This window comes from Dysgonomonas sp. UBA7630 (assembly GCF_002483985.1).
Classification (GTDB): Bacteria; Bacteroidota; Bacteroidia; order Bacteroidales; family Dysgonomonadaceae; genus Dysgonomonas.
Genome location: NZ_DLIY01000029.1, coordinates 1 through 26163, shown reverse-complemented (window position 1 = coordinate 26163; position 26163 = coordinate 1). Strand labels below are relative to the sequence as shown.

The following is a 26163-nucleotide window of genomic DNA, read 5'->3' as shown; positions in this document are numbered from 1 at the left end:
TTTTGTTTTTATAAAATGAGAGTAATTGATTTTAAAATCAATTACTCATAACTAAATAAAGATAACCTTTAAGATCGTATTATGTTGATTAAAGTGGGTATTCTTCGAAAGCATACAATACTGTAGACAGATAACGCTCTCCTGTATCGGGAAGGATTACAACGATATTCTTTCCTTTGTTTTCAGGATTTTTTGCTAACAATGTAGCGGCATACGCTGCTGCGCCCGAAGATATACCTACCAATAGACCTTCTTCGCGAGCCAGTTCACGGCTTGTGCGGATGGCATCGTCATTGCTTACCTGAATTATTTCATCTACAACAGAGTTATTGTATGTTTTTGGCACAAAGCCTGCTCCTATACCTTGTATTTTATGCGGGCCGGGTTTGCCTCCTGATAATACAGGTGAGTCTGTTGGCTCTACAGCCACTATTTGCACATTTGGGTTGTGTTTTTTCAAAACTTCGCCTACACCGCTTACAGTTCCGCCTGTACCAACTCCTGCTACAAAGATGTCGACTTTACCATCGGTGTCACGCCAGATTTCCTCAGCAGTCGTTTTTTTATGTATTGCAGGGTTTGCAGGATTCGCAAATTGTTGAAGAAGAACTCCCTTCGGGTTTTGTCTTTGTAGTTCTTCGGCTTTTGCTATCGCACCTTTCATGCCATCGGGGCCCGGAGTAAGAACAATATTTGCACCAAGTGCTTTAAGTAGATTTCTACGCTCTATACTCATGGTTTCAGGCATTGTTAATGTAAGCTTATAGCCTTTTGCCGCAGCTACGAAAGCAAGCCCTATCCCTGTGTTTCCACTGGTTGGTTCTATCAGTTCGCTGTCGGGGTGAAGTAGTCCCGATGCCTCTGCTTCTTCTATCATCGCATTGGCAATACGGTCTTTGACGCTTGATGCCGGATTGAAGTATTCCAATTTAGCAATTACATGAGCATCTACTCCATGTTTCTTATTATAATTTGATAGCTCCAATAGCGGAGTGTTTCCGATAAGATCAGTTAATTTTTTTGCAATTTTTCCCATAACCGTTGATTTGTTTGTTTAATTATTGATACAAAGGTACATACTTTGAGGTACATATAAAATCGCTAAAGTAAGGTATTTTGATACCATGTTTATGGTATATTTTGCTGAGATATTTGATAAAGTAAAAAACGTTAAGAAGAATGTTTGATAGAAATTATTAACGTATATTCGTAGTGCTTTAAGCAAATCTTGTGGAACTTTACAAATCTAAAAAGTAATACATTAATAAACGTTTGAAAGGAAACAATAAATTTGTATAAACGCTATGGAGATATCAGATCTATATAATATATATAAGAAATACCCAGAAATTTCAACTGATACACGTAATAGTCCTAAAGATTCAATATTTTTTGCATTAAAAGGTGCAAATTTTAACGGAAATGAATACGCTGAAAAAGCAATCGATCAGGGCTGTGCCTATGCTGTTGTTGATGAAGAAAGATACGCAACCAGACCGAATATAATATTAGTAAAAGACAGTCTGGAAACACTACAAGAATTAGCCCGCCATCACCGGAAACAATTTATAAAAAAGCCAATTATCGCTATCACCGGAACAAACGGAAAAACAACTACAAAAGAGTTGATTTATTCTGTTTTGTCTCAGGAGTATAATGTGCTGGCAACTCAGGGAAACCTGAATAATCATATCGGAGTTCCGCTAACCTTACTGAGGATAAAAAAAGAACATGAGATTGTGATCGTGGAAATGGGAGCGAGCCATGTAGGTGAAATCCGCTTTCTTGCCGAGATGGCTTTACCAAACTATGGGCTGATTACGAATCTGGGACATGCACATATCGAGGGGTTTGGTTCGTTCGAAAATGTGGTGAAGGCGAAAGGGGAGTTGTATGAATTTATCCGCAGCACCAAAGATGGGAAGATATTTATAGACTACAGCAATTTGCTCTTACGCGAAATGTCGGAAGGGATAACGTCTATATATTATGGACTGGAGGAAGATTTATTTATTTCAGGAAAAGTAACATCTATCAGTCCTTTCCTTGCATTGGAATGGAAATTTGGCAGTAAACGTAATAAGGTACAAACAAATATGATAGGGGAGTACAATCTCTCTAATGCATTGGCTGCAATAACCATTGGTAAGTATCTCGGAGTAAAAGCTTCTTTGATATGTAAAGCCATAGAGGAGTATGTGCCGACTAATAACCGTTCGCAACTAAAGAAAACAGAGAAAAACATGCTTATAATAGATGCATACAATGCCAATCCGACAAGTATGCACGCCGCTCTCGAAAATTTTGACCATATGGATGTAAATCATAAAGTTCTTATCCTTGGAGATATGAAGGAGTTGGGGCCTGATACAGACATGGAACATCAGAAGATTGCAGATTATATAAGCGATCATGATTTTGAAAGGGTTATGTTTATCGGAGATAATTTCAGCAGGGTAAAAACAAAGTATCCAAGATTTAAAAATCTTGATGACCTGAAAGAATATCTCAAAAAAGATCCGATTGAAGATAGTTATATATTGCTTAAAGGCTCGAGGGGAGTACAACTTGAGAAATGCATTGACATGCTATAAAAAGATAATAAGTCGAAAATAGAAAAAGATCCTCATTTGGGGATCTTTTTCTATTTATATACTTGATTGATTTTTTGGGATAGAACCGAAAGTAAGATATCTTAAATCAAATCCTTATAAGGATGAGGATAGTCACTACCCATTGTTTTCTTATATTCTACAACAAATGCCTGATAGCGGATGCGAGCCTCTTCATTTAGCTTTAATCTTTGTAAAGCTTTGGTCTGGAAAACTAAGGCCTCGTCATTCAACGGATCGATATTGAACAATGCCTCTGTTAGATTTATAGTTGTCTGATAAGCTTCTGTGGTAAAGCTTTTTTCGATTTCTATTAATAATACAGGTTCCAGTTTATGTTCCATGTCTATCTTGAATGTATCAAAAAGAGCCTGATCTGAAGATCTTAGGAATTTACCACGTGTCAGTATCTCTATTAATTCTTCTCTGTTTTCTTCTATACCCGTAGATATGATTTGAATGCATCTTACAAAGTCGCAATAACATTCGTCGGTTAATACTATTTTAAAATAGCCTTTGTCATATACAAATTCAATTCCGTCCAGCTCACCTAGAGCTTTCCTCAAATGATTGATCGTAACACCTCTCGAGTTTTTTACTTTATCTTCAGGCTTGTCGGGCCATATGAGGTTGCTAAGTCGTTGGGAGGTGATACCGTCTTCGATACTATATTGCAGAACAAGAAAAAACATTTGCCTTAGCTTTGTACTAAACATATAGGTAATATCTTTATTGTTTCTATCGCGCACAGTAAACTCACCGAATAGATAAATGGAATTAGGTTTATCAATCCGTTCTTTATCGTTGTTTAGCATTCTTAATGTTTGACTGGTGTTTCTGCTGTTCTTATTTTTCTGGACAAATCTCCTGTATAGAAGATACCCTACAATAGAGATACATATACAAGTTAGGCCGATAATTATTAAAACAATAATACCTGATTCTTCTTTCGGATAATTGGTAAGATCGTCTGCTGTAATGGGCGGGAATGCTAACGAATAAACCTTAAGATCGGAAGATACATCATCGGCAAACTCCTGTACAATTGCATACAGATTATTTAGCTGATGGTCGTAATATAAATTAGCGTTTGTTGTAATCTTATCCGAATATATCGGAATCGAGTCTCCTAGTATTTCATAACTTCCGTCTTTCAGCGAGAAGCGGTATAATTGTAGAAATGACTTCGAAAAATGCTCAGGATAGCACAATGTATAAAAACAAGAATCATCAAGGATAACCATTCCCCGTACAGGTACTACATTGTTTTTATCCCATGGAATTTCCCAGAGCTTTGTTATATGTTTTGTATTTAAATCAACTTTATGCAGATCATAGAAATATTTTCGTCCTACCACCTGTTCGCCGGATTCGTTACCCATCCCTCCGAATACATATATGGAATTTGTTTTCTTCAGATATCCTACTGACGAAAAGTAACGAGGAAGTATTGTATCTCCGCTAAAACCGTCCAGTGTTGACCATTTTCTCTCGTTTAGGTCGAAACAGTAAAAGTTTTTACTATAGTACATATTGCCGAATCCTCCAAAGATGGTGTATTTATCCGTTGAAGGATCGTAGTAAGCCCCATGATGATGTAGTTGTTTAGGCAGTCGCTCAGTGCTTTCTGTTGTCCATTGATAGGTATCCAGATTCAAACTGGCAATCATGGGCTGTTCATCCGTTATATTGTGATACACCTCATATGCATATAGTCTATTGTTTTTCGTATCGATGAAGTTTGTACCCAAAGCAAGGTTTACCGGACATTTTTCATCAAATACTTTTGTCCTTGTTTCACCCGATCTTACATTATATATAGATATAGCATCCCTGTTGAAGTAATATATTTCTTTCTTTTTTACGTTGTAGTTGGCTCCAGCTACAGTTTCAGATTTGAATGAAGTCTTAAAGCTCCAGTGATAAGCATCATTTATCAGCCATTGTGGATTTAATACTTCTCCCAATGCCTTCCCTTTCGAGTCGTGGACTATATTTCCTTCATTCTCTCTTAATGGGAATGTATATTTCTCATTATTCCCCACCGAAAGCTCTTTTATTGCAAAAGAAGGAGTGTCGATAATGTGGTCGCTTTTACCAAATAGAATAACCGGATAGTATTTTTCAGGAAGCCCTGAGGCTGCAGCTCTAAATACCCTGTCGTTTACGGTTAATCTTATCGAATCACTCTTTAGATCAAATGATATTATCATTCTGAGCCAATGCTTATCAAGCTGTTCTTCTTTATTTAGTTCGGCTGTGATCAAGCTGCTGCGCCCTTCTTCATTGAATTTGAATACAAAACTACTGCCTTGTCCGTCATAAAATAAATTATAGATTTTGTCGGATTTCTCATTTTTTATACGAAGAATGTATCCAATTTCTTTTGCAGGATAAAGGGCTATCTTAAAGTCAATATTGAAATAGTTGGAAAAGGCAACGGATGAATTTTTGAAAACATCGTAAGAAGTTCTTTTATCTATAGATTGTTCCCCTCCACAAAATTTTAGACCTTGAGATAAGGCTGTTTGTGAATAAAAACAACTAAGTATTAAAAATATATATAGATACAGTTTCATGGGATAGAAAATACAATTTTCAAGTTAATAAGATTGTTTCCGGGTGACCTCTATAATAATACTCTGTTTTGTGATAAATGGAGAAGGGGTAGAGGTGTCTTATCAAGATATAAAGATATTAAAATCTTTTTAATAGAAAGAGATTCGCTTTTAATACCGTTTTAACTAGTTTTTCATAGTTTCTTATAATGTGCACATAATAAGGTAATAAGCATAAGATTAATGTTTTTTTTTACTTAATAACCCAAATTTAACCCAATAATTAACCTTCGAGCGCCAATCTTTGGTAAAAATGATAACGGGCAATACGTATGTCGAGCCATATCATGAAAGAAAAATAATTTAATAACCAAAATCTATTAATCAACCAACCAAAAATCAGCCTATGTACATTGATGTTTCTAATTAATGTTAACTCTTAACTTTTATAACATGATTTTAATGAAGAAAATTTTGCGAACATTTCTGTTCGTGGCTATGCTTGGCGGCATAGTATCTATAGCAACCTCATGTAGTGATGATGAATCGGAACATGTCGATTACGGCACTGTTACGGGGATTGTATTAGATGAGATGGATGCTCCTATTAGTGGTGTTACTGTTACCATATCGGGTGTAGACGAAACAGTGACAACAGGAAGTGATGGCAAATATACTGCCCAGAACGTATCTATTGACTCCCATTCGGTAAAATTCTCAAAGAAGGGATTTCAAACAATTAGTGTAACTATTACTGCCGGTAAATTCGATGCTAACAAAGTAGCATCTACAAGTGTGAAAATGGTAAATGCGGATTCTAAAATAGTAGGTACGCTTACCGATGCTAAAAATGGTGGTGCACCTCTTGCCGGAGTTGTTGTTAGCATAAGTGCTGATGTTTCTGCAACATCGGGGAGTGATGGTAAGTTTGTTATCGAAGATTTGGTAAAAGGAACTTATACAGTAACATTTACCAAAACCGACTATGTAACAATAACCAAAACAGTAAACGAAAGTGATTTCGTTGATGGTGTTGCAACTGTAGATCTAAGAATGGGCGGTGTTGAATTACTGCGTGGTTTAACCGCTGAAGATTTGGCAACTGCCGATAAGTGGTATTACAATGAATACCGTGGTGGACGTAATGGCGATGCATATCCTCACTGGGATTGGTCTGGTGATTACATGTGTGCCCTTGACTTGAGAGGTGCTTGGGATGAGCAGAATGAGGGGACAACACTACAAATCCGTAATTCTGGTGATGAACGAAACAATCCGGCTAATCTTGATGTTTTTGACTCTTTTGTATACGGTAGTAAAAAAATAACAGAGGATAATAAAATACTTTCCCTTAGAGTACGTACCCATGATGCTGATGAGGCTTCTCCGGCCTATTTTGGAGTACAGGTTATCGATCTTTCGGCAGCAGAACCTACGAATGTGAAGATAGGAGACACAAAGACTCATGGCTCTGGTAATTATGCTGACTATGATTTCGATTTGAGTGCATATGTCGGTAAAGAAGTGATTGTGGCTGTTGGTATCTATAGACAAAAAACAGGCGATTATTGGAAACAATTAGTTCTTCGTGCTATCCGTTTTGCTGATAAAAAAGTAGAGAACTGGGATTGGTTACCGGGAACAGATGTAGTCGATGGATGGAAGCTTACACAGGAAATGGTACGCTCTACGATGGTACATCCAAAGAAATCATTTAGTGGAATAAGTAAAGTAAGTGGTGGTAGAGATAACTATAAAGCTGCTTATCGTTCATGGCGCGAAAATTCTCATATAGCGTTTGAATGGGCTTTTGTCCCTCTTCACAAAGACCCTGAAGTATTCCCTTCCGAAGGTTACTTGATTAAGACCAGAGGTTCAGGCACTGCTGTTAATACCAAAGAGCCCGAAGCATACTTCTATTCTAAGTTTGCGATAGGAGCAGGTAATAATCAGCTGACTTTGAAGACTCGTAACTTTGGAAGTAACTATACATTCTTTAAGCTGACTGCAATCAAAGAAGACGGAACAGTTGTGCATGTTGCTCCAAAATCGAATACCGCTCAAGAAGCTTCCGCTGCCGCAGATGGCTGTTGGAAATTCAAACACGGTGCGGGTGGAGCCGGTGAGCCTGAAGCTTATGCTTCATTTGTATACGTTCTGTCACAGTTTAACGGCAACAATGTAGTATTGGTGTTCGGTGTATACAAAGGCGAAAGCAACGGTGATGAAAGTAAACTGGTATTCTATAGTATCAATCTAAATTAATAAAAATGTTGTGGTCTTAGTGAATCCTCTGCATAAGGCAGTACTATAAAAAGTATTGTCTATGCAGAGAGTACACTGAGATACAAGAAAAATAGAAAAAATGAAAAAAATAGTAACAACTATTCTTTGTTCTTTGTTGGTAATAACCGTTGCATGCAGCGATAATCCCGAAATAGACAATGGAGGAGGCAAAAAACCGGGAACTATTACTTCCGATAATCTTGCCGAGCAGAACATCCTTCGTGCTATGCAAATGGTAGATAGTGCCATGCTTTATCATTTCAAAGGCGAAGGAATGGCAATGTCGAGATTTTATAATCCTTATACTAAATCCAATGCGAATAGAGACGGCTCTGACGAAAAGGGAAGTGTATGGATGTACACCAGCTCTATCGAGGCTGTGAACGCAATATTACACGGGTTGAAAGCTCACAAGGAGAAAGGCAAAGCCGAACTTTATGATAAGAATTTCAACCGCTATAGCGAATTGTTGAACAAGCTGTATACCAATGCCGCGTATTATAAAGGAACATTTAGTCTTACTTCATATACGCAGACTAAAGACTGGTCTGTGTACGGCGTAGATAGAGGTAATGCCAAAGGAACTGCACTGGTAGAGGGTATACACAACGTATATGACGACCAGCAGTGGCTGATACGTGAATTACTGGAAGCATATAAGCTTACCGGAAATAATACTTATCTCACAGAAGCCGAATATCTGACAGAATACGTGCTCGATGGTTGGGACTGTGTTCTCGACAGCAACGGTAAAGAGTATGGAGGTATTCCTTGGGGGCCGGGCTATGTAACAAAACATTCGTGTAGTAATGGTCCTGTAGTTAGCCCGTTAGTTTGGCTGTCAGAGCTCTATAAAGGTAAGAATGATGAGATTACCTATAAGTATATTGCTGCAGATAATAGCCGTAAATCGGCAACTGTGAAAAAGAGCGAATACTATCTGAAATTTGCTAAAGCAGTTTATGACTGGCAAAAAACAAACCTCTTGCGTGAAGATGGTGTATACCATGATATGATGGGTGGTTGCGACCCTAACTGTGATGTGGCATACGAAACTGTGAATGGGGTAAAATATCGCAAGCACACCAATCTGCGCGATCGTACAGGGACTCCTTATTCGTACAATTGCGGTTCGATGATTTCAGGTGCAGCCGATCTGTATCGTGCAACAGGGGAAAATGTATATCTGGAAGATGGAAAAAAATTATCGGATGCAAGTTTCAAATATTTTGCAAAACTTGGTCTTAATGTTCCGGGGTACTATACCTACGACCTGATTGGGTTCAACAACTGGTTTAATGGCGTACTGATGCGTGGATATGTAGATGCATACTCATCTTACAAAAACGCATCGCAATATATCGATACTTTCCAGAAGAATTTGGATTACGGGTACGATAACTTCTTTTATAGAGGATTACTTCCTGCAAATCTGCTGGTTGGCTGGAGTCGCGAAAATGTAAATAACAGACTCGAAGGGATGTTTACATTCGCTTTTGCTGCCGAATACGCAACCTTAGCACGATACGAATTGGAGAAAAATTAACTAACTTAAATTTATATTGTTATGATAAAAACACATCATGCCAGAAGGATGCAATTTTTGTGTTCCTGCATTTTAATGATGCTCTTTCTTGTCTTTGCGCCTTCGCTATGGGCTCAAAACAAGACTATATCGGGTATAGTTACAGATGAAAACAATGAGCCTGTAACCGGAGCGAGTGTAGCAATTAAGAATACGACTGTTGGTACAATCACAGATATAGATGGTAAATATACTATCGATGCTCCTGCAAATGCGACTTTGGTCTTTAAGTTCTTAGGATATGGAACGAAAGAAGAGAAGGTGAACGGACGTAGCCTGATCAATGTGGCAATGACCGTTGACGAAACCACTCTCGAAGATGTTGTAGTTGTCGGTTATGGCGTACAGAAGAAAGTTACTTTAACCGGAGCTGTGGCAGGCATCAAAGGGAACGAGATGTTGAAAACTAAGAACGAAAACCCTCAGAATATGCTTACCGGTAAAATTGCCGGGGTGCGTGTATGGCAAAAGAGTGCTGAGCCGGGTACATTCAATAACAACTTTGACATTCGCGGACTAGGTGCACCATTGGTCGTTATCGATGGTATTCCGAGTACTACAGAAGAATTTCAACGTTTGAATGCAAATGATATTGACGATATCTCTGTTCTGAAAGATGCTTCGGCAGCTATATATGGGGTTCGTTCAGCAAATGGAGTTGTATTGGTGACTACCAAAAAAGGATCGAAAGACGGAAAAACATCAGTTTCTTATAACGGTACATATACTTTCCAAAAGCCATCGGGTATGCCGGTTCTTGCCGATCCTTACCAAACTATGACATTGTACAACGAAAGGTCGATGAACAATATCAATGGAGGAAGTATCATCTATAAGGAGGAAGATTTTGAAGCTTTTCGCAACGGCACTCGCCGCACAACGAATTGGACAGACTTATTATTCTCTAATTATGCACCGCAAACGCAACATGACCTAAGCATCACCGGTGGTAATGACAAAACTCAGTTCTATGTAGGTATGGGTTACTTCTATCAGGAAGGATTCTTTAAATCGGGCGACCTTAATTATAATAAATATAATCTTCGTGCTAACGTTACTACTAAGATTCTTGACGGGTTAACTTTTGATATTAATTTAAGCGGTGTTGCCGATGAGCGCAACAATCCATATACAGATGCTGTAAATATCATTCGTACTTATTGGAGACAAGGTGTTTTGAATCCGGCGTATGCTGACCCTGAAAATACAATGCTAAACTATCAAGGGTTGGAAATGCAGGAGAATGCCGTAGCACAAATGACTTCCGATATATCGGGATATAGAAAATATCAACAAAAATATTTTCAATCTTCGGCATCGCTTAATTACGATTTAGGTGTTGTAGCTCCCGTATTGAAAGGGTTATCGGCAAAAGCGTTAGTGAGCTTCAATTACCGTATGGATAACAATAAGGCATATCGTAAAGAATACTATCAGTATGCATACAATGAGGTTACCGGTTCTTATGATCAGGCATTGTTCAATGCCAGTTCGCCAAGCCGTCTTCGCCGCGAATCATATAATAAGCAACAGATATTGAGCCAGCTATTATTGAACTACAACCGTACTTTCGGTGAGCACACTTTTGGTGGAGTAGTTGGTATGGAAACACAAAAGCGTACTGGAGATAACTTCTATGCACAGCGTGAGCTTGCATTTTCTACAGATTACCTTTTTGCGGGTGTTGACGAAAATCAGTTGGGCGGTATGAATATTGGCAACAATGACCTTTATGAAGAAGCTAATGCTGCAATGATCGGTAGGATAAATTATGCTTATGGCAGTCGCTACATTCTCGAAGCCCAATTCCGTTACGATGGTTCTTCTAAATTTGCAAAAGGACACCAATGGGGATTCTTCCCTTCTGTATCGGCAGGATGGCGTATCTCTGAAGAGCCTTTCTTCAAATCGGTTTCTGCCTTGTCATTTGTAAATCAGTTGAAACTTCGTGCCAGCTATGGGGTATTAGGGGATGACTTGTCCGGCGATTGGAATTATGAGTGGGCAAATGGATATAACTATCCTGCTACAAACTCTAACTCAGCTTCGGGATATTACAATCAGTATGCACCGGGATTCATCATCGGAGATAAATATATTTCTGCCGCATCTACCAAGCCGCTTCCTAATGTAGGCATCTCTTGGTACGAGTCTCGCACATTCGATGTTGGGGTAGACTTCGAAGGATGGAACGGATTGTTTGGTTTTGCCGCCGATTATTTTGATCGTCGTCGCGAAGGTATGTTTGCCCGTCGCAAAGGAGATTTGCCTACCGTAGTAGGTGCTGAGGCTCCAAATGAAAACCTGGACAGTGACCGTCATTTCGGTATAGACCTTGAACTATCGCACCGTAACAAGATAAATGATTTTTCGTATCGTGTAAAAGCGATTAGTACAATTACCCGTCAAAAACACATGATCGCTTCCGAAAAAGGACCTTGGGGAAACTCGTACGACAGATGGCGTAACGACAACCTGACTAATCGTTATCAGGGAGTACAGTTCGGTTATACTTCTGCCGGACGTTATCAGAACTGGAAAGATATCTGGTCTTATCCGATTTATAAAGATCGTGGACTTTTACCGGGCGACTATAAATATGTAGATTGGAATGGTGATGGCGAAATTAGCGATTTGGATAAACACCCTTATGCGTATGACCAAACACCGTGGTTGAATTATAGTTTCAACTTTGATTTCGAATACAAGAATTTCGACCTGAATATATTGTTGCAAGGATCAGCACTTGGTTCTATGAAATACCAAGAGCCATTGTACGCTATATGGGGTAGCAATGGTGGTGGTACACTTACTCAGTTCCTAGATCGTTGGCATCCGGTAGATCCGTTTGCAGATCCTTACGATCCGGCAACACAATGGGTATCGGGTTACTATGGCTATACAGGACATTATCCTGATGCAGACTCTGAATTCAACCGTGTAAGCACAGCTTACCTGCGTCTTAAGAGTATCGAATTGGGGTATACATTGCCTAAGATAAAAGCATTGTCGTCTATGAGATTGCGCATGTTTGCCAATGCTTACAACCTATTTACTATAACAGGAGTGAAATTTGTTGACCCTGAGCACCCGGATGATGAATTGGGACGTTTGTATCCACTTAATAAAACGTACACCGTCGGTATGTCTCTTACGTTCTAAAAACTTGTATTAGTAACGAAATAATAAATTTGATAGATATGAAAAAAATATTAATACTGTCTTTGCTAAGCATGTTATTCTTTGCTGCTTGCAACGATCTAGATATTCCGCCAAAAAATCTGATAACCGACGAAGACCTTCTTACCAATGAGTCGGGTATGGATATTTACATGGCGACTATGTACAGCAACATGCCTTTCGAGGATTTCAAATATATGGGCGAATGGGGTGTAGAATTCAACTCATGGCTGGGATCTATGGGTATAGAAGGAACAGGAGAGGCCCTTAATCGTGACGGTATATGTAAGACTTTCACAGGTGAACGCACTGCCTATTGGGGAAATGCATTCTCGTTGTTGCGCAAAGCCAATTATTTGCTCGAGACACTACCTAAATATAAGGATTCATTTCAGGAACAGACATACAATCATTATTTAGGTGAAGGGTACTTTGTACGTGCCTTTGTATTTTATGCTATGGCTCGTCGTTTTGGAGGAATTCCACTGGTAACAAAGGTGATTCAGTATCCGAATGATAAAGAGGCACTAGAAGTACCACGTGCCAGCGAAGAGGAAACATGGGATCAGATTCTAGCAGACTTCGACCAGGCAGCTTCATTGTTGAGCCCAACCAGTCCAAAGTCCGGATATGCTAACAAATATGTAGCTCTGTCTTTCAAATCGGAAGCAATGTTGTATGCAGGGAGCGTTGCTAAATACAACGAAACTGTAACAGGACGCCTTACCGGCTTTGGTCAGAAGACCGGTGTTCGTGTAATCGGTTTCGGTGAAGACACATGGCAAAGTGCATCCAAGAGATATTTCAAAGAAGCATATAAAGCCGCACGTGAAGTAATGCAGACCGGAGGCTATTCTCTCTATAAGAAAAAATGGTCGGCTACAGATCGTGAAGCGCAATACCAGAATATGGTGGATATGTTTAGTGACCTTTCAAGCCCAGAAAATATTTATGTGAGAAAATATATGTATCCAACTCTAACTCACGGGTATGATGCTTATAGTGCACCATTCATATTCCGTGCGCCGTTGTCGTCGGGAACATGTCCTACTCTTGACTTCCTTGAGTTGTTTGACGGATTTGCTCGCTATGCTGATGGAACAGTTAAGGTAACAACAGGAACATCGAATACAAACGGTGATTATATATTGTATGATAAGCCAATGGACTTTTTCAAAAATGCAGAGCCAAGATTACGTGCTTATGTAATATTCCCGGGAGATATGTTTAAGGGCAAGGAAATTGAAATTCGTGCGGGAGTATACACAGGCTCAACACCGGTTAAGCCTTTGTTCAAGGATTATTCGTATGCTAATGCCGAAACCTATTACCAGCATTTGGATGTTTATACACAGAAGCCTAAGACATTATATTTGAGCCCAAAATTTGAGAACCCTGAAAAAGTGGAGTTTAATGGACAAACAATAACAGCTTCCGGAGCAAATGGTCCGTTCTACGATCAGGGAGAATCTGCAATGGCAGGGCTTTATGGACGTAAATGGCTAAATCCTGACCCTGCATTTGTGGCAGCAGAAGGAAAATCGGAGCAACCTTTTATCCTGATGCGCTATGCTGATGTATTGCTCAATGCTGCTGAGGCTGCTGTAGAATTGTCATTGGCAGGCGAACCGTCTCCTGATGGATCAGACTTGTTGAAAGTAGCAACAGATGCAGTAAACGAGATTCGCGAACGTGCAGGAGCAACCAAGCTTACTTCTAATCTTACTTCATCGGTAGAAGGACGCAATACTGTGCGCAAAGAGAGACGTAAAGAACTTGCTTTTGAGCATAAGACCAAATGGGACTTGAGACGCTGGCGTGTACAACATTACGATGGACGTGATGGCTTCTGGGGTGAAACACGGAATAAGGATGCTTACAGCAATAACTCTCGTTATCGTTTCCGTGGATTGTATCCGTTCCTTTCTACTCAAACAGGTAAATATTTCTTCGATGCCCATTTCCAAATGGTAGGTTTGAGAACATTCGAGTATAATCCGATCGATTATTATTTTGCAATCCCTGGCGGAGAGGTTTCTAAGAGCCCTGTAATTGATCAACAACCAAATAGATAATGAACAATAATAAAACACAGAATATGAAAAAAATAGTATTTTATTCTTTAATGTGTGCACTGCTATCTTTCAGTTCCTGCGATTTGTTCAAGATGGACAATTACGAAGAGCCGGCCGAAACACTGGAAGGTGAAGTAGTAGACGTGGCTACCGGCGAGCGTGTGCTTACCGACCAAGGTAGCGAAGGTATTCGTGTACGTCTCACCGAGCTTAGCTGGGGTGATAATGTTACACACAATCCTGATTTCTATTGTATGCCTGACGGATCGTTTAGAAATACAAAGTTGTTTAAAGGAAACTATAATATCCGTATCGACGGTCCTTTTATTCCTCTCATTCGCGAAGCCAGTGGCATACTTTTGGCTGACGAAACAAAAACGATTGATATAAAAGGAACAACCAAGGTGAAGTTTGAAGTACAGCCTTTCTTAAAAGTAGAATGGGTAGAAGAGCCTACTGTTACCAACGGGAAGATAAAAGCAAAGGTACGTGTAACTCGTGGCGTGTCGGAAGAAGACTTCCGTGCAAAGATAGAACCGATGGGAAGTTATAACAATAGCTTTTTGAATATGACTGATATTCAATTGTTCGTCAGCTATTCGTCAACGGTAGGATACCGTGCCCGTGACGAGAGATGGTCGAACCAGATAGAATATACAGGTTCAGCTTTTAACTCTTTGTTTGGTCAAACGATTACGATCGAATCTAAAGGCACTATACCTGCCGGACGTACAGTGTTTATTCGTGCAGCAGCACGTATCAATTACGATACTCCGCTAGGTAGTGGAACCCGCAGATGGAATTACAATGAGCCAATGGAGGTGATGATTCCATAATGTAGAGAAGTAAATCAGATTTAAGGTTTAAAGTAATTGACCTGCCGGTTAGGCTTTAAACCTTAAATTTTTATTTATTATCCTAAATCAGGTTATATTTGCAGATGTATACTAATGAGGTTTGTAATATATAAAGAAAATGCCCTTTGACAAGCCTTTGCTCTCTATGCAAAAAGTTATCTTCTATGTAACTTGATACTGATCTTAAACAAATTAAATTAACTTGGCTATTACCTTATTATGAAAAAGAATGTATTAATCTTATGCCTTTTGGGGCTTGGTCTTCAGCTGGGGGCTCAAACCAAAGACAATGTTAAAACCACATTCCAGACTTCACGAGAGTGGAGACCAACAATAGATACCCGAGCCGATGCGGTGATGGTATATGGAGTAGGTGGAAACCCTTCTGATAAATCGAAAAGAATACCGTTTGAAGAACGTGTGCAATCGTGGCGCGACAGAGGTTATATTGCTCACTTCATGACAGGCATAGCTTGGGGCGAATACCAAGACTACTTTACAGGACAATGGGATGGCAAAATGCATCTGGACGAAGGTCAGGTGCAACAAAATGGAGACACGATATGGCATGGACATATGGTTCCTTATATCGTTCCTACACAGAACTACCTGAAATATATAAAAGAAAGACATGTAAAGCGGGTGATCGATGCAGGCATCGACGCCATATTTATGGAAGAACCCGAATTTTGGGCTCGTGCAGGCTATAGTGAAGCCTTCAAGAGAGAATGGAAAAGCTATTATGGTTTTGACTGGAGACCACAACACGAGTCTCCCGAAAACACATATTTAGCCAATAAACTAAAATATCAATTGTATTACAATGCACTCAAAGAAGTGTTTACATACGCTAAAGAATATGGTAAGAGTCGCGGGATAGATGTGAAGTGTTATGTGCCCACACACTCACTGGTTAATTATTCGCAATGGATGATAGTTAGCCCTGAAGCAAGTTTGGCGTCTCTTGATTGTGTAGACGGATATATAGCCCAAGTATGGACGGGTACGTCAAGAGAACCAAACTACTTTGATGGAAAAGTAAAAGAGAGAGTCTTCGAAACAGCGTTTCTCGAGTATGGCTCGATGGAGTCGATGACTGCTCCCACAGGCAGAAAAATGTTCTTCCTCACCGATCCGATCGAAGACTGGCCGAGAGACTGGGCAGATTACAAAAAGAACTATCAGGCAACCTTTACGGCTCAATTGCTATACCCCAATATAGCAGATTATGAAATAATGCCTTGGCCCGAACGTATCTATGAAGGGCTTTACAGAACAAGTGCGAATAGTGACAAAAAGGAAAAAATACCAAGACACTATTCTACACAAATGCAAATAATGGTAAACTCGCTGAACAGTATGCCTCTGTCTGATAATAAGGTGACAGGCTCTCGAGGTATAAGCGTGCTGATGGCAAACTCACTGATGTTTCAGCGATTTCCAACACACGCAGGATATGAAGACCCTCAGTTGGCAAATTTCTACGGACAGGCGCTGCCTTTCCTTAAACGAGGAGTACCTGTAAAAACAGCCCATATAGAAAACTTAGGTTATAAAGAAGCACTAGCCGATACGAAAGTATTGCTTATGTCTTATTCAAATATGAAACCTTTGTCTCCCGAAGCTCATACATATATAGCTCAGTGGGTGAAAGCCGGAGGTGTGTTGGTTTATAGCGGGCTCGATAGTGATCCGTTTCAGACTGTGCAAGAGTGGTGGAATACAGGAAGCAATAAATACACTGCTCCGTCTAACCATCTGTTCGAGCAGATGAATATATCTTCATCTCCCAAAGAAGGAGAATACAGCTATGGCAAAGGAACTGTTTATATTATCAGAACTGATCCAAAAGACTTTGTTCTAAAAGCCGATAACGATAAGCAATTGCTCGATGTAGTGAAAAGAATGTACGAACAAAAGGCAAATGCAGGGAAGCTGCTCTTTAAAAATAATTTTTATCTCCAAAGAGGAGCGTATGATCTGGTTGCTGTGCTTGACGAAAGCGTGAGTAATGAGCCTTATATAATAAAAGGGAATTTCATTGACTTATTTGACCCCAAGCTACCTGTATACCAATCTAAGACTGTAAATCCGGGAGAACAAGCGTTCTTGCTGAATATAGACAGAGTGGCAAATAAACAACGTCCGCAGGTGCTTGCCGCTGCATGTCGGGTATACGAAGAAAAGGTAGGGAAGGGTTCTTATTCGTTTGTTGCAAAAAGTCCTATAAATACCACGAACGCATCTCGTGTTTTACTACCCCGAAAACCTGTGAGCGTATCGGTAAACGGCAAAGAAGAATTCTTGGCTAACGCATGGGATCAGCAGACGAAGACTTATTTATTAGAATTTGAGAATAATCCTGAGGGAGTATCTGTTAATATTAAATGGTAAATTATATACAAAACAAAAAGAAAATCGCATGAAGAGCATTGTGTTATATCTTCTTCCGCTGTTTGGCTTACTCGCCTGTAAAAGCAGTGGTGTGAAAGATTATGAAGTGGTTAAAAATGAATTAAGAGCCCCTGCGTACCCTTTGGTCACAATAGACCCATACACCAGTGCGTGGTCTATGACAGACAATCTGTACGATGGTGCTGTAAAGCACTGGACAGGGAAAGACTTTCCGCTTATAGGAGCCATAAAGGTGGATGGCGTTGCCTATCGTTTTATGGGTACTGAAGATGTAGAGTTGGATCCCCTTGTGCCAACATCGGAGCAAGGCGAATGGTATGGCAGCTATACGACTACGCAGCCGGCAGCAAACTGGAAGGATAATAATTTCAACGATTCGTCTTGGAAAAAAGATAAAGGTGCATTCGGTACAAAGATAAATGAGCCTACAGCTAAAACAGATTGGACAACCGAAAATATCTGGGTCAGAAGACACATCGTTTTAGATGAGGATGTACAAGGAAAACAAATCTATTTGGAGTTTTCGAACGATGACGATGCCGTTTTCTACATCAATGGTATTGAAGTCCATAATACAGGTTCGACATGCAACAAAAATGCAATGATTAAATTGTCGGCAGATGTTGTGAATGCACTAAAGAAAGGGGATAACCTGATAGCCGCTCATTGTAAGAACCCTGTGGGTAATGGACTGTTGGATTTTGGTTTGCTGGTACAGAAAGAGATGCATACAGCTCTCGAAAAAACTGCTGTGCAAAAGTCTGTAGATGTGCAAGCCACGCAAACGCATTACACATTTGCTTGTGGCGAGGTTGATCTGAAATTGACTTTCTCTGCTCCTCTGTTTATGGATGATTTGAACCTACTGACTCGCCCTGTAAATTACATTACCTATCAGGTTGTGGCTAATGATGGAAAGGCTCATGATGTACAAGTATACTTCGAGGCTTCTCCACGTTGGGCACTAGATCAACCTTATCAGGAGTCGGTAAGCCAGAGCTTTGAAGACAACGGCCTGTTATTCCTTAAATCGGGAAGCAAGGAACAGAATATACTCGCTAAAAAAGGCGACGATCTGCGCATCGACTGGGGATATTTCTACCTCGTAGCCGAGAAAAAAAATGTATCGGTTAATATTGGAGAGAGTAATACTTTGAGAACTAATTTCGTCAACAACGTTCAGGACGGGCAAGCAACCACAGGAGAAAATGAAAAGTCGAAAATGTCTTTGACTCATAATCTGGGCTCTGTCGAAAGCTTTTCAGGAAAAGTAATGATTGGTTATGATGATATTTATTCGATACAATATTTTGGAGATAACCTTCGCCCATATTGGAATCAGGACGGCAATCAGACTATCGCAGGACAATTTCATGCGGCAAATAAAGAATACAACAAGCTGATAGAGAAATGCTATGCGTTTGACAAGGAGCTAATGGATAAAGCATCTCTGGCGGGAGGAAAGAAATATGCGGAGCTTTGTGCTTTGGCATATCGTCAAGCTATTACAGCTCATAAATTGGTGAAAGCACCGAATGGTGATTTACTATTCTTGTCGAAAGAAAACAACAGTAATGGCTCTATTGGTACAGTGGATGTAACATATCCGTCAGCACCGTTATTCTTGTATTACAATCCTGAACTAGCTAAAGGTCTATTGAACCATATATTCTATTATAGCGAAAGTGGTAAATGGACAAAACCATTCCCTGCTCATGATGTAGGTACTTATCCATTGGCTAACGGACAAACCTACGGGGGTGACATGCCAATAGAAGAAGGAGGTAATATGCTCGCTCTTACAGCTGCTATTGCAGCCATGGAAGGCAACGCCAAATATGCGGAAAAACATTGGGATGTACTGACTACATGGACGGATTATCTAGTGGAATATGGTCTCGATCCTGAGAACCAGTTGTGTACAGACGACTTTGCCGGTCACTTTGCTCACAATGTGAATTTGTCGGTGAAGGCTATTATGGGTGTTGCTTCGTATGGCAAGCTTGCCGATATGCTCGGGAAAAAAGATGTTGCCGAAAAGTACACTGCTAAGGCTAAGGAAATGGCGCAAGAGTGGATGAAGATGGCTGATGATGGAGATCATTATCGCCTTACATTCGACAAACCGGGAACATGGAGCCAGAAGTATAATTTGGTATGGAATAAGCTTCTAAAGATGAATATATTCCCTGACGAAGTGGCTCAGAAAGAAATCGCTTACTATTTAGGCAAACAAAACAAATACGGACTGCCTCTCGACAATCGTGAAACATATACCAAGACAGACTGGATAATATGGACTGCTACGCTTGCTGATGATAAAGCGACATTCGAGAAGTTTATCGACCCGCTGCATTTGTTTATGAACGAAACAGTAGACAGAATACCAATGTCGGACTGGGTATTTACAGATAAGCCAAACTACAGAGGATTTAAAGCCCGTTCGGTAGTCGGAGGCTATTATATCAAAATGCTGGAAGAAAAGCTAAAAGGAAGTAAATAGGTTTTAGGCAACTATTTCATGGAAGGGGGTTCACAAATTATTTGTGAGCCTTCTTTTTTATTGGAGTTCATTATTATCAAGAGCCCTAAAAAATTATCTATATAAGAACAGAGGTTCAATAAAAAGGTGACAGAAATAAATGAGATAAAAAGTGTCACTTTTGTCACCTTTTTAGGGTTAAGGTGTTGTTGTATAGGGTAATGTTGTTTTTGGGAATTGTCACCTTTTGTTCCTCACTGATCTTAGAAATATGATTATTAAATAAAAAGAAGTAAAGTATGGATACTAAATTATTTGTAATAACTTTTTTTCTATTCGGAATAAGGTCGTATTTTTGCACACTAACTAAAATTTAGTTACATAGTACATTAATAAAACTGATTCGATGAATTTTGTTGAAGAATTAAGATGGAGAGGTATGATCCATGAAATCATGCCGGGTACGGAAGAGCAACTGCAAAAAGAATTAACTTCGGGCTATGTGGGTATCGACCCTACAGCCGACTCATTGCACATCGGACACTTGGTGGGCGTAATGATTTTGAAGCATTTTCAACGTGCAGGACATCGCCCGATAGCTCTCATCGGAGGAGCTACAGGTATGATCGGTGACCCTTCTATGAAGTCAGCCGAACGTAACCTATTGGACGAAGCAACTCTCCGCCATAATCAGGAATCGTTGAAAAAGCAACTTGCTAAGTTTCTCGATTTCGAGTCTGACAAACCCAATGCAGCCTTATTGGTAAACAACTATGACTGGATGAAAGATTTCTCTTTCCTGAACTTTATCCGCGACATAGGAAAGCATATCACAGTGAACTATATGATGTCTAAAGATTCTGTTAAGAAACGTCTTAACGGAGAGTCTTCGGAAGGAATGTCTTTTACTGAGTTCTCATACCAGTTGATGCAGGGTTACGACTTTCTTCACTTATATCAGACACTGGGTTGTCGTATTCAGATGGGAGGTTCCGATCAGTGGGGAAATATCACCACAGGGACAGAGCTTATTCGCCGTAAAGCGGGAGGAGAGGCTTTTGCTCTTGTGTGTCCTCTGATAACTAAAGCCGATGGTACTAAATTCGGTAAGACAGAATCGGGCAATGTATGGCTCGACAGAAGATATACTTCTCCTTATAAATTTTACCAGTTCTGGTTGAACGTAAGTGATGAAGACGCAGAGAAATATATCAAGATATTTACAGCACTCGATAAAGAAGAGATAGAAGGCTTGGTTGTTGAGCAAAAAGCAGCGCCTCATCTCAGAGCATTGCAAAAGCGTCTTGCTAAAGAAATAACCATAATGGTTCACTCTGAGGAGGATTACAATCAAGCAGTGGAAGCATCAAATATTCTATTTGGCAATGCTACTGCGGATGCTTTGAAGAAGCTGGACGAGGAAACTTTCCTTCAGGTGTTTGAAGGCGTTCCCACATTCGATATTTCGAAAGATGAGCTTGCAGGAGGAATCAAGGCTGTTGATCTGTTGACAGAGCAAGCTGCTGTTTTTCCTTCGAAGGGAGAAATGCGTAAGACTGTGCAAGCGGGAGGTGTAATGATCAATAAAGAGAAGCTGGAAAACTTTGACGATGCTATTGACGCTTCGTCTCTTATAGCCGGAAAATATATAATAGCACAAAAAGGGAAGAAAAATTACTTCCTGTTGATCGCAAAATAAAATAATTATTACTTTTGTACTCGCAAAAGTAATATTGTCTCATGGTGTAATGGTAGCACTGCAGTTTCTGGATCTGCCTGTCTAGGTTCGAATCCTAGTGAGACAACAAAATAAAGTGGAATATAGGCTGTATGTCAAATAGATATGCAGCCTTTGTTTTGGTGTGGTCACGAATAAGGTCACGAAATAAATTTTTATACAACAAAACCGCCCTACTTTCCAAAGCAAGACGGCTTCAATACAAAGTTAGTAATACTCTATTTGTCGGATAGCTCTGTTCCCTCTTGAATGGCTATAAAGTTTTTCCGATCAGTAGATGCATGTTTTATTTGATTCTTGAATTGAGCAAAATCTTCTTCAAGCCCCCTACTTTGTAAATATCTTAGCACGATAGCAAGCGTTTTGTCTTGCTTTATAGTGTTAAGTTGAAAGAATATGCTTTCCAGAAAGTTGTTATGAAATATGGCGAGTAGATTATTTATATTATTCTCTAATGTCCATTTTTCACTACATAAGATACCAGTCAGCCCACCCACATAAGAGATAGGTTTTATGCCAAATTCACTTTCTTTTTTTCGCTGGTACTCTAGTATACTTGCGTTCATTTCCCGTGCTTTCTTTACAAGTTTGTCTCTTAATTCTTTTTCATCGATTAGTATTGTTTCCATAATTATAAGTTTTTAAATGTGTATTATATCTAAGTTATTCTTATTTAGTTACATGGTTACGCTGTTACGGTTACGCTCTCTCAAAAATGGCTTCTACACTATATTTAAAGATGGTTAGATGCGTAACTTTGCCTTTTAAATAGTTATTATTATTGGATTTTTCTTGTTGATCGCAAGCTCACCGAATATTTGTACATATCCAAGAAAAAGAAGTATTTTTTCTATTAATCTCCGTTGTATGCACCGTTGCCGTAATAGCGTGCAGGAGATGCGATATAGTTAGCATTATATTCAGCAACCTCTTTAGCTAATTTAGCCTCGTAAGCTGCCTTTCTAGCTGCTAGTATAGCATTATTGCGAACCTCAACTTTAGCAATCTTCCAAGCTTGTTTTAAAGCATCCGACATTGATACTTTATAGCCTCTTTTTATTTTGTGGGCTTCTTTCATTATCGATGATAGGTTGTAAGTAGTCATAATCGCAATATTTAATGTTTACCGTTTAATTACACTTCAAAGATAACGATAAAGATTAAGTAGACAATACTTATATCAAATATTTTTAATCTAAAACGTTACTTTTAACATTTTAGATAACGAATATCATTAAAACATGGTTTATATTTGCATAGCGTTAAACATTAATTAGTCTAAATATGGGATTAAGAATTAAAGAGATTTTAAAAGAGAAAAGTATGCAGGTTGCAGAGCTTGCGGTATTGATAGAAATAACACCTCAAAATTTGAGCAAGTTGATTAATGAAAAGACTAAGCCATCAATAGATACATATGAACGCATCGCCGTTGCTCTGGGTGTTCCCTTTACGGACCTATTCGAGCAACCTAAACAGAATGTTATCACGTGTCCTCATTGTAATGGCAGAATAAAAGTTGAAAAGGAGTAGAGGTAACTACTTCGTGGGAATATCCAATTAAGATTATTTTAATATGAACTTTACAATAGACATAACAGCAGACGTTAAGCTAATACAAAAGATAGTGAACTCAACATTAAAGGGATTTATCGAAACTGGAAGATACGCCCTTTCAAAAAGAGAGGCGTACGCTCAGTTTGGGCAACCGAAAATAGATTTACTTATTGCTAACGGTCTTTTGAAAGACACAAGTAAGAGTGACTATAAAGCCCAATACCTACTATCCGATATTATTACAGGTATAGAGATGTGGGAGAATATGAAACGCAAGAAACAATAGCGATCGTCTCTATCACTAAAGTGAGTAATAACGATAGAAGGTAGAAAGGATGTTTAATAAGATACTATGGAAGCTAGAAAATCGAATCTAATAAAAGGGAATAAAGCCTTAGCTGCTTATTTGGGCGTTTCTGATGTAACAATCGGTAAATGGAAGCGACTAGGTAAGCTGAACTTTATTCAGATAGGAGCTGTTATTTTCTATGATCCTGAAAATCTATTCATAGAAGACAAACGCAAAAGAAAGTGATCCATTGAGACAGGATTCATTTATCTAAGCTATCTCTATTAATATAGAAGTGTAACACCCTGTTACGGTAATATATTGCCTAATCGATATATTATAAGCAATTTACAAAGTGTAACACCTGTAACAGCGTAAATATGTGTAACACCTGTTACACTTACTTCTACTGTATATTTATATTTCGAATTAACAGATAAAGACTTCAAAACTTTTAATCATGGAATCACAAGCAACAAAAAAACCAATTAAGGGACTAGGCGGGTTAGCTGAATATCTCGGAGTTCATCGGCAAACAGTTTACAATTGGAAAAAGAAAGGTCTACTTAAGTATAAGGAAATAGGTAGAATTATACTTTTCGATCAGGACGATTTTTTGAAAGAAAATAAACGTAAAAGAAAATAATCACCAGTGTGCAATTTATAGGATACCTAAGCTGTAAATCTGCATTTTAAATTTTTGAATTTATCTATAAATGAACAGTTAGCAATTGCAATTGTTATTATATGAAAAGTGACAAATAATATATTTTATAATTAATTAATTATAGGTTATATTGCTTATAAATATTTATTTGTAACTTTGTAATGAAGTTCATCCTTCATTCGAAGGAAGGAAATCGGAAAACGCATAGCCCAGAAGTTATGCGTTTTTTGCTTTTAATATAAATCTGGTAATCTTCTTTTGTATTTTTTTCTAAATTTATCTCTTTGTGCGTCTTTCCCTAAGACTTTATAAGCAGAAAGGAGATAATATGAGGATTGATTTCTTAGAGGCTCCAATACTATGACATATTTCTCCGTTTCATCGTAAATATAAGTTCTAATGCCTTCGAGTTCATCTACAGAAAATATAAGCATATTGTTGCTCTTTTTCTCATCTATATGAAATTTTAACCAATGTAATCGTTCAGATCTGATTATGTCATAAGATCTTTTTCTTAAAGTTTTGTCAACTATGACTGTCCTTAAGTGAAAAAATAGTTCTTCCATTTTGATATCCCCGTCTTTATCTGGAGTAGGATATATCGGTTTACCCTTAAAGCAGAAATTCTTATTTAATAATATGTCCCTAATAAAAATTCTTCTTAATGAGTTTTCTGCTTGCTTTTCACTCATTCCAATAAGATCTAATATATCGTTATAAGATTTTGTTAGATTTAATGTCATATTTATTGAAGGTTTATGAAGAAAATGTTAAATTTTGTAGAATAGTTGGTATGTTTTATATCAGTATTAATGTTTCGCTCAATTTTTTTTATTAATTCAACTTTAGCTAGATTCTCTTTCTCTGAGTTATTATTTTCATATGAAACTGCACCCATTAAAAGATCAGTTATTTGAAGCAACAGACTCTCATTCGATCGTATATTTTGTACATTTCTAAATACACCATATTTTGTATTTAAGATTTCTCTTAATTTTTTGACCTTGTTTGCACTAAGCGTGTCTTTTATATCCAAATATACATTATATTTAAAGGCACTATTTATATCATGGTTAAGTAATATGTAGTACATTTTATAATAAAATTCATCATAACTTTGGCCAAAATCATCATTCCTTATTTTCGATTTCCTTACACCAACACACCGAAACGAAAGATCTGTAGTAAAGAAGTAATCAATAAGTTCATTATAGAAATGTAATTTAGACTTTGACACTGAGGTCCACTTTATCTCTCCATAGAAATTATGTTTTTTCTTGATTTCTTTTATATTCTCAGTGTGGATACTTAGTTCGTTGTATGCCGACTTTATTGAAGCGAGAAACATATAGTCTTTGTGATCGGATTCAACATGACAGCTTTCATCACAGTAAATATTAAATGTTTTTCCCATAATGTATAGATTATTAAAGAATGCAAATCTAATAATTTTCAGAAGCATATGATATTATCGAAAAAAAAATCTCGACCAAATACCCGAAATTATGGAAATCAAAAAGGGTGTTCCCAATCTACACCCTCAACATCGTTCTTCCTTTTTTTATGGACTCAAAAAACTCCCCCTCCTTAGTGCAATCTTGGTGTTGTTTACACTCACCCTTGCGGTAACCTTTGGGTTGTTACCATTGAAGTCAATTATATTATATTTATTCTGAATTTGAGGTTTTCTTAGATTTTAAGAGGACTAGCACACATATGCGTAATGATAGTGAAAAAATCTTTAGTCTGTTGTTTGACCGTTGTTTTATCCCCTTTTTTTTATGGAGTCCAAAAACTCAGAATAATTATTTCCTGCTTCTTTTTTATGGACTCCGAAAATTCTTGGAAAATCCAGTGTTAAT

At 38.5% G+C, this 26163-nt stretch carries 19 protein-coding genes and 1 tRNA gene; 14 read left to right on the top strand and 6 right to left on the bottom strand.

The window, feature by feature from the left end; genetic code table 11:
* Positions 1 to 88: 88 nt before the first annotated feature.
* Positions 89 to 1036, bottom strand: coding sequence for a cysteine synthase A (gene cysK / locus B3P17_RS12805; protein WP_006843938.1), 948 nt, complete (start codon positions 1034 to 1036; stop codon positions 89 to 91).
* A 268-nt stretch (positions 1037 to 1304) separates the two neighbouring features.
* Between cysK and B3P17_RS12800 the strand changes: the two genes are divergently transcribed.
* Entirely contained in the window at positions 1305 to 2594 is a 1290-nt protein-coding gene (locus B3P17_RS12800; RefSeq protein ID WP_252639472.1) for a UDP-N-acetylmuramoyl-tripeptide--D-alanyl-D-alanine ligase, read from the top strand.
* A gap of 101 nt (positions 2595 to 2695) precedes the next feature.
* Here B3P17_RS12800 and B3P17_RS12795 read toward each other — a convergent pair whose 3' ends face one another.
* Entirely contained in the window at positions 2696 to 5191 is a 2496-nt protein-coding gene (locus tag B3P17_RS12795) for a Kelch repeat-containing protein (RefSeq protein WP_252639471.1), read from the bottom strand.
* A gap of 441 nt (positions 5192 to 5632) precedes the next feature.
* Between B3P17_RS12795 and B3P17_RS12790 the strand changes: the two genes are divergently transcribed.
* The 9 genes from B3P17_RS12790 (at position 5633) to B3P17_RS12750 (ending at position 21855) form a co-directional block, all read left to right on the top strand.
* On the top strand, positions 5633 to 7435 hold the full coding sequence (locus tag B3P17_RS12790; RefSeq protein WP_291105753.1) for a carboxypeptidase-like regulatory domain-containing protein: 1803 nt from the start codon (positions 5633 to 5635) through the stop codon (positions 7433 to 7435).
* Between the two features lie 100 nt (positions 7436 to 7535).
* Positions 7536 to 9002 carry a glycoside hydrolase family 76 protein gene (locus B3P17_RS12785; RefSeq protein WP_252639469.1) on the top strand — a complete coding sequence of 489 codons (1467 nt, stop codon included), beginning with the start codon at positions 7536 to 7538 and terminating at the stop codon, positions 9000 to 9002.
* Between the two features lie 21 nt (positions 9003 to 9023).
* The gene (locus B3P17_RS12780) at positions 9024 to 12203 is read left to right on the top strand and encodes a SusC/RagA family TonB-linked outer membrane protein (protein WP_291105751.1); all 3180 of its coding nucleotides are present in this window, start codon (positions 9024 to 9026) and stop codon (positions 12201 to 12203) included.
* Between the two features lie 38 nt (positions 12204 to 12241).
* Positions 12242 to 14296, top strand: coding sequence for a RagB/SusD family nutrient uptake outer membrane protein (locus B3P17_RS12775; protein ID WP_252639467.1), 2055 nt, complete (start codon positions 12242 to 12244; stop codon positions 14294 to 14296).
* Positions 14297 to 14319: 23 nt separating this feature from the next.
* Entirely contained in the window at positions 14320 to 15132 is an 813-nt protein-coding gene (locus tag B3P17_RS12770; RefSeq protein WP_135104499.1) for a DUF3823 domain-containing protein, read from the top strand.
* A gap of 240 nt (positions 15133 to 15372) precedes the next feature.
* Positions 15373 to 17547, top strand: a complete 2175-nt coding sequence (locus tag B3P17_RS12765; protein ID WP_252639466.1) for a hypothetical protein — start codon at positions 15373 to 15375, stop codon at positions 17545 to 17547.
* 28 nt (positions 17548 to 17575) lie between these two features.
* Positions 17576 to 20071: a glutaminase domain-containing protein gene (locus B3P17_RS12760; protein WP_252639465.1), complete on the top strand. Its 2496-nt coding sequence runs from the start codon at positions 17576 to 17578 to the stop codon at positions 20069 to 20071.
* Positions 20072 to 20456: 385 nt separating this feature from the next.
* Complete coding sequence (tyrS, locus tag B3P17_RS12755; RefSeq protein WP_252639464.1) at positions 20457 to 21749, top strand: tyrosine--tRNA ligase; 1293 nt, start codon at positions 20457 to 20459, stop codon at positions 21747 to 21749.
* 35 nt (positions 21750 to 21784) lie between these two features.
* Positions 21785 to 21855: transfer RNA gene (locus tag B3P17_RS12750), tRNA-Gln, on the top strand.
* Positions 21856 to 22006: 151 nt separating this feature from the next.
* On the opposite strand, the gene B3P17_RS12745 is transcribed toward B3P17_RS12750, so the two are convergent.
* Together B3P17_RS12745 and B3P17_RS12740 are read right to left on the bottom strand one after the other, a co-directional pair.
* Complete coding sequence (locus B3P17_RS12745; protein ID WP_291105745.1) at positions 22007 to 22417, bottom strand: hypothetical protein; 411 nt, start codon at positions 22415 to 22417, stop codon at positions 22007 to 22009.
* A gap of 224 nt (positions 22418 to 22641) precedes the next feature.
* Entirely contained in the window at positions 22642 to 22893 is a 252-nt protein-coding gene (locus B3P17_RS12740; RefSeq protein WP_291105744.1) for a hypothetical protein, read from the bottom strand.
* Between the two features lie 179 nt (positions 22894 to 23072).
* On the opposite strand from B3P17_RS12740, the gene B3P17_RS12735 reads away from it, so the two are divergent.
* From B3P17_RS12735 to B3P17_RS12720, 4 genes are all read left to right on the top strand, one after another.
* Positions 23073 to 23321, top strand: coding sequence for a helix-turn-helix domain-containing protein (locus tag B3P17_RS12735; RefSeq protein WP_252637605.1), 249 nt, complete (start codon positions 23073 to 23075; stop codon positions 23319 to 23321).
* Positions 23322 to 23364: 43 nt separating this feature from the next.
* A complete protein-coding gene (locus B3P17_RS12730) occupies positions 23365 to 23631 on the top strand; it encodes a hypothetical protein (RefSeq protein WP_291105742.1) in 267 nt (88 codons plus the stop codon).
* A gap of 66 nt (positions 23632 to 23697) precedes the next feature.
* The gene (locus B3P17_RS12725) at positions 23698 to 23880 is read left to right on the top strand and encodes a hypothetical protein (RefSeq protein ID WP_291105741.1); all 183 of its coding nucleotides are present in this window, start codon (positions 23698 to 23700) and stop codon (positions 23878 to 23880) included.
* A gap of 214 nt (positions 23881 to 24094) precedes the next feature.
* Positions 24095 to 24280 carry a helix-turn-helix domain-containing protein gene (locus B3P17_RS12720; protein WP_291105739.1) on the top strand — a complete coding sequence of 62 codons (186 nt, stop codon included), beginning with the start codon at positions 24095 to 24097 and terminating at the stop codon, positions 24278 to 24280.
* A gap of 254 nt (positions 24281 to 24534) precedes the next feature.
* Here the strand turns inward: B3P17_RS12720 and B3P17_RS12715 are convergent, their stop codons facing one another.
* Positions 24535 to 25044 (bottom strand): hypothetical protein, encoded by a 510-nt coding sequence (locus tag B3P17_RS12715; RefSeq protein WP_291105738.1) that lies wholly within the window; start codon positions 25042 to 25044, stop codon positions 24535 to 24537.
* Positions 25045 to 25046: 2 nt separating this feature from the next.
* Positions 25047 to 25715 (bottom strand): DUF3800 domain-containing protein, encoded by a 669-nt coding sequence (locus B3P17_RS12710; RefSeq protein ID WP_291105736.1) that lies wholly within the window; start codon positions 25713 to 25715, stop codon positions 25047 to 25049.
* Positions 25716 to 26163: the final 448 nt, after the last annotated feature.

Bases quoted from the DNA above. Each gene is read 5' to 3' on its own strand.
- cysK (WP_006843938.1), bottom strand. From the start codon at position 1,036: ATGGGAAAAATTGCAAAAAAATTAACTGATCTTATCGGAAACACTCCG.
- B3P17_RS12800 (WP_252639472.1), top strand. From the start codon at position 1,305: ATGGAGATATCAGATCTATATAATATATATAAGAAATACCCAGAAATT.
- B3P17_RS12795 (WP_252639471.1), bottom strand. From the start codon at position 5,191: ATGAAACTGTATCTATATATATTTTTAATACTTAGTTGTTTTTATTCA.
- B3P17_RS12790 (WP_291105753.1), top strand. From the start codon at position 5,633: ATGAAGAAAATTTTGCGAACATTTCTGTTCGTGGCTATGCTTGGCGGC.
- B3P17_RS12785 (WP_252639469.1), top strand. From the start codon at position 7,536: ATGAAAAAAATAGTAACAACTATTCTTTGTTCTTTGTTGGTAATAACC.
- B3P17_RS12780 (WP_291105751.1), top strand. From the start codon at position 9,024: ATGATAAAAACACATCATGCCAGAAGGATGCAATTTTTGTGTTCCTGC.
- B3P17_RS12775 (WP_252639467.1), top strand. From the start codon at position 12,242: ATGAAAAAAATATTAATACTGTCTTTGCTAAGCATGTTATTCTTTGCT.
- B3P17_RS12770 (WP_135104499.1), top strand. From the start codon at position 14,320: ATGAAAAAAATAGTATTTTATTCTTTAATGTGTGCACTGCTATCTTTC.
- B3P17_RS12765 (WP_252639466.1), top strand. From the start codon at position 15,373: ATGAAAAAGAATGTATTAATCTTATGCCTTTTGGGGCTTGGTCTTCAG.
- B3P17_RS12760 (WP_252639465.1), top strand. From the start codon at position 17,576: ATGAAGAGCATTGTGTTATATCTTCTTCCGCTGTTTGGCTTACTCGCC.
- tyrS (WP_252639464.1), top strand. From the start codon at position 20,457: ATGAATTTTGTTGAAGAATTAAGATGGAGAGGTATGATCCATGAAATC.
- B3P17_RS12745 (WP_291105745.1), bottom strand. From the start codon at position 22,417: ATGGAAACAATACTAATCGATGAAAAAGAATTAAGAGACAAACTTGTA.
- B3P17_RS12740 (WP_291105744.1), bottom strand. From the start codon at position 22,893: ATGACTACTTACAACCTATCATCGATAATGAAAGAAGCCCACAAAATA.
- B3P17_RS12735 (WP_252637605.1), top strand. From the start codon at position 23,073: ATGGGATTAAGAATTAAAGAGATTTTAAAAGAGAAAAGTATGCAGGTT.
- B3P17_RS12730 (WP_291105742.1), top strand. From the start codon at position 23,365: ATGAACTTTACAATAGACATAACAGCAGACGTTAAGCTAATACAAAAG.
- B3P17_RS12725 (WP_291105741.1), top strand. From the start codon at position 23,698: ATGGAAGCTAGAAAATCGAATCTAATAAAAGGGAATAAAGCCTTAGCT.
- B3P17_RS12720 (WP_291105739.1), top strand. From the start codon at position 24,095: ATGGAATCACAAGCAACAAAAAAACCAATTAAGGGACTAGGCGGGTTA.
- B3P17_RS12715 (WP_291105738.1), bottom strand. From the start codon at position 25,044: ATGACATTAAATCTAACAAAATCTTATAACGATATATTAGATCTTATT.
- B3P17_RS12710 (WP_291105736.1), bottom strand. From the start codon at position 25,715: ATGGGAAAAACATTTAATATTTACTGTGATGAAAGCTGTCATGTTGAA.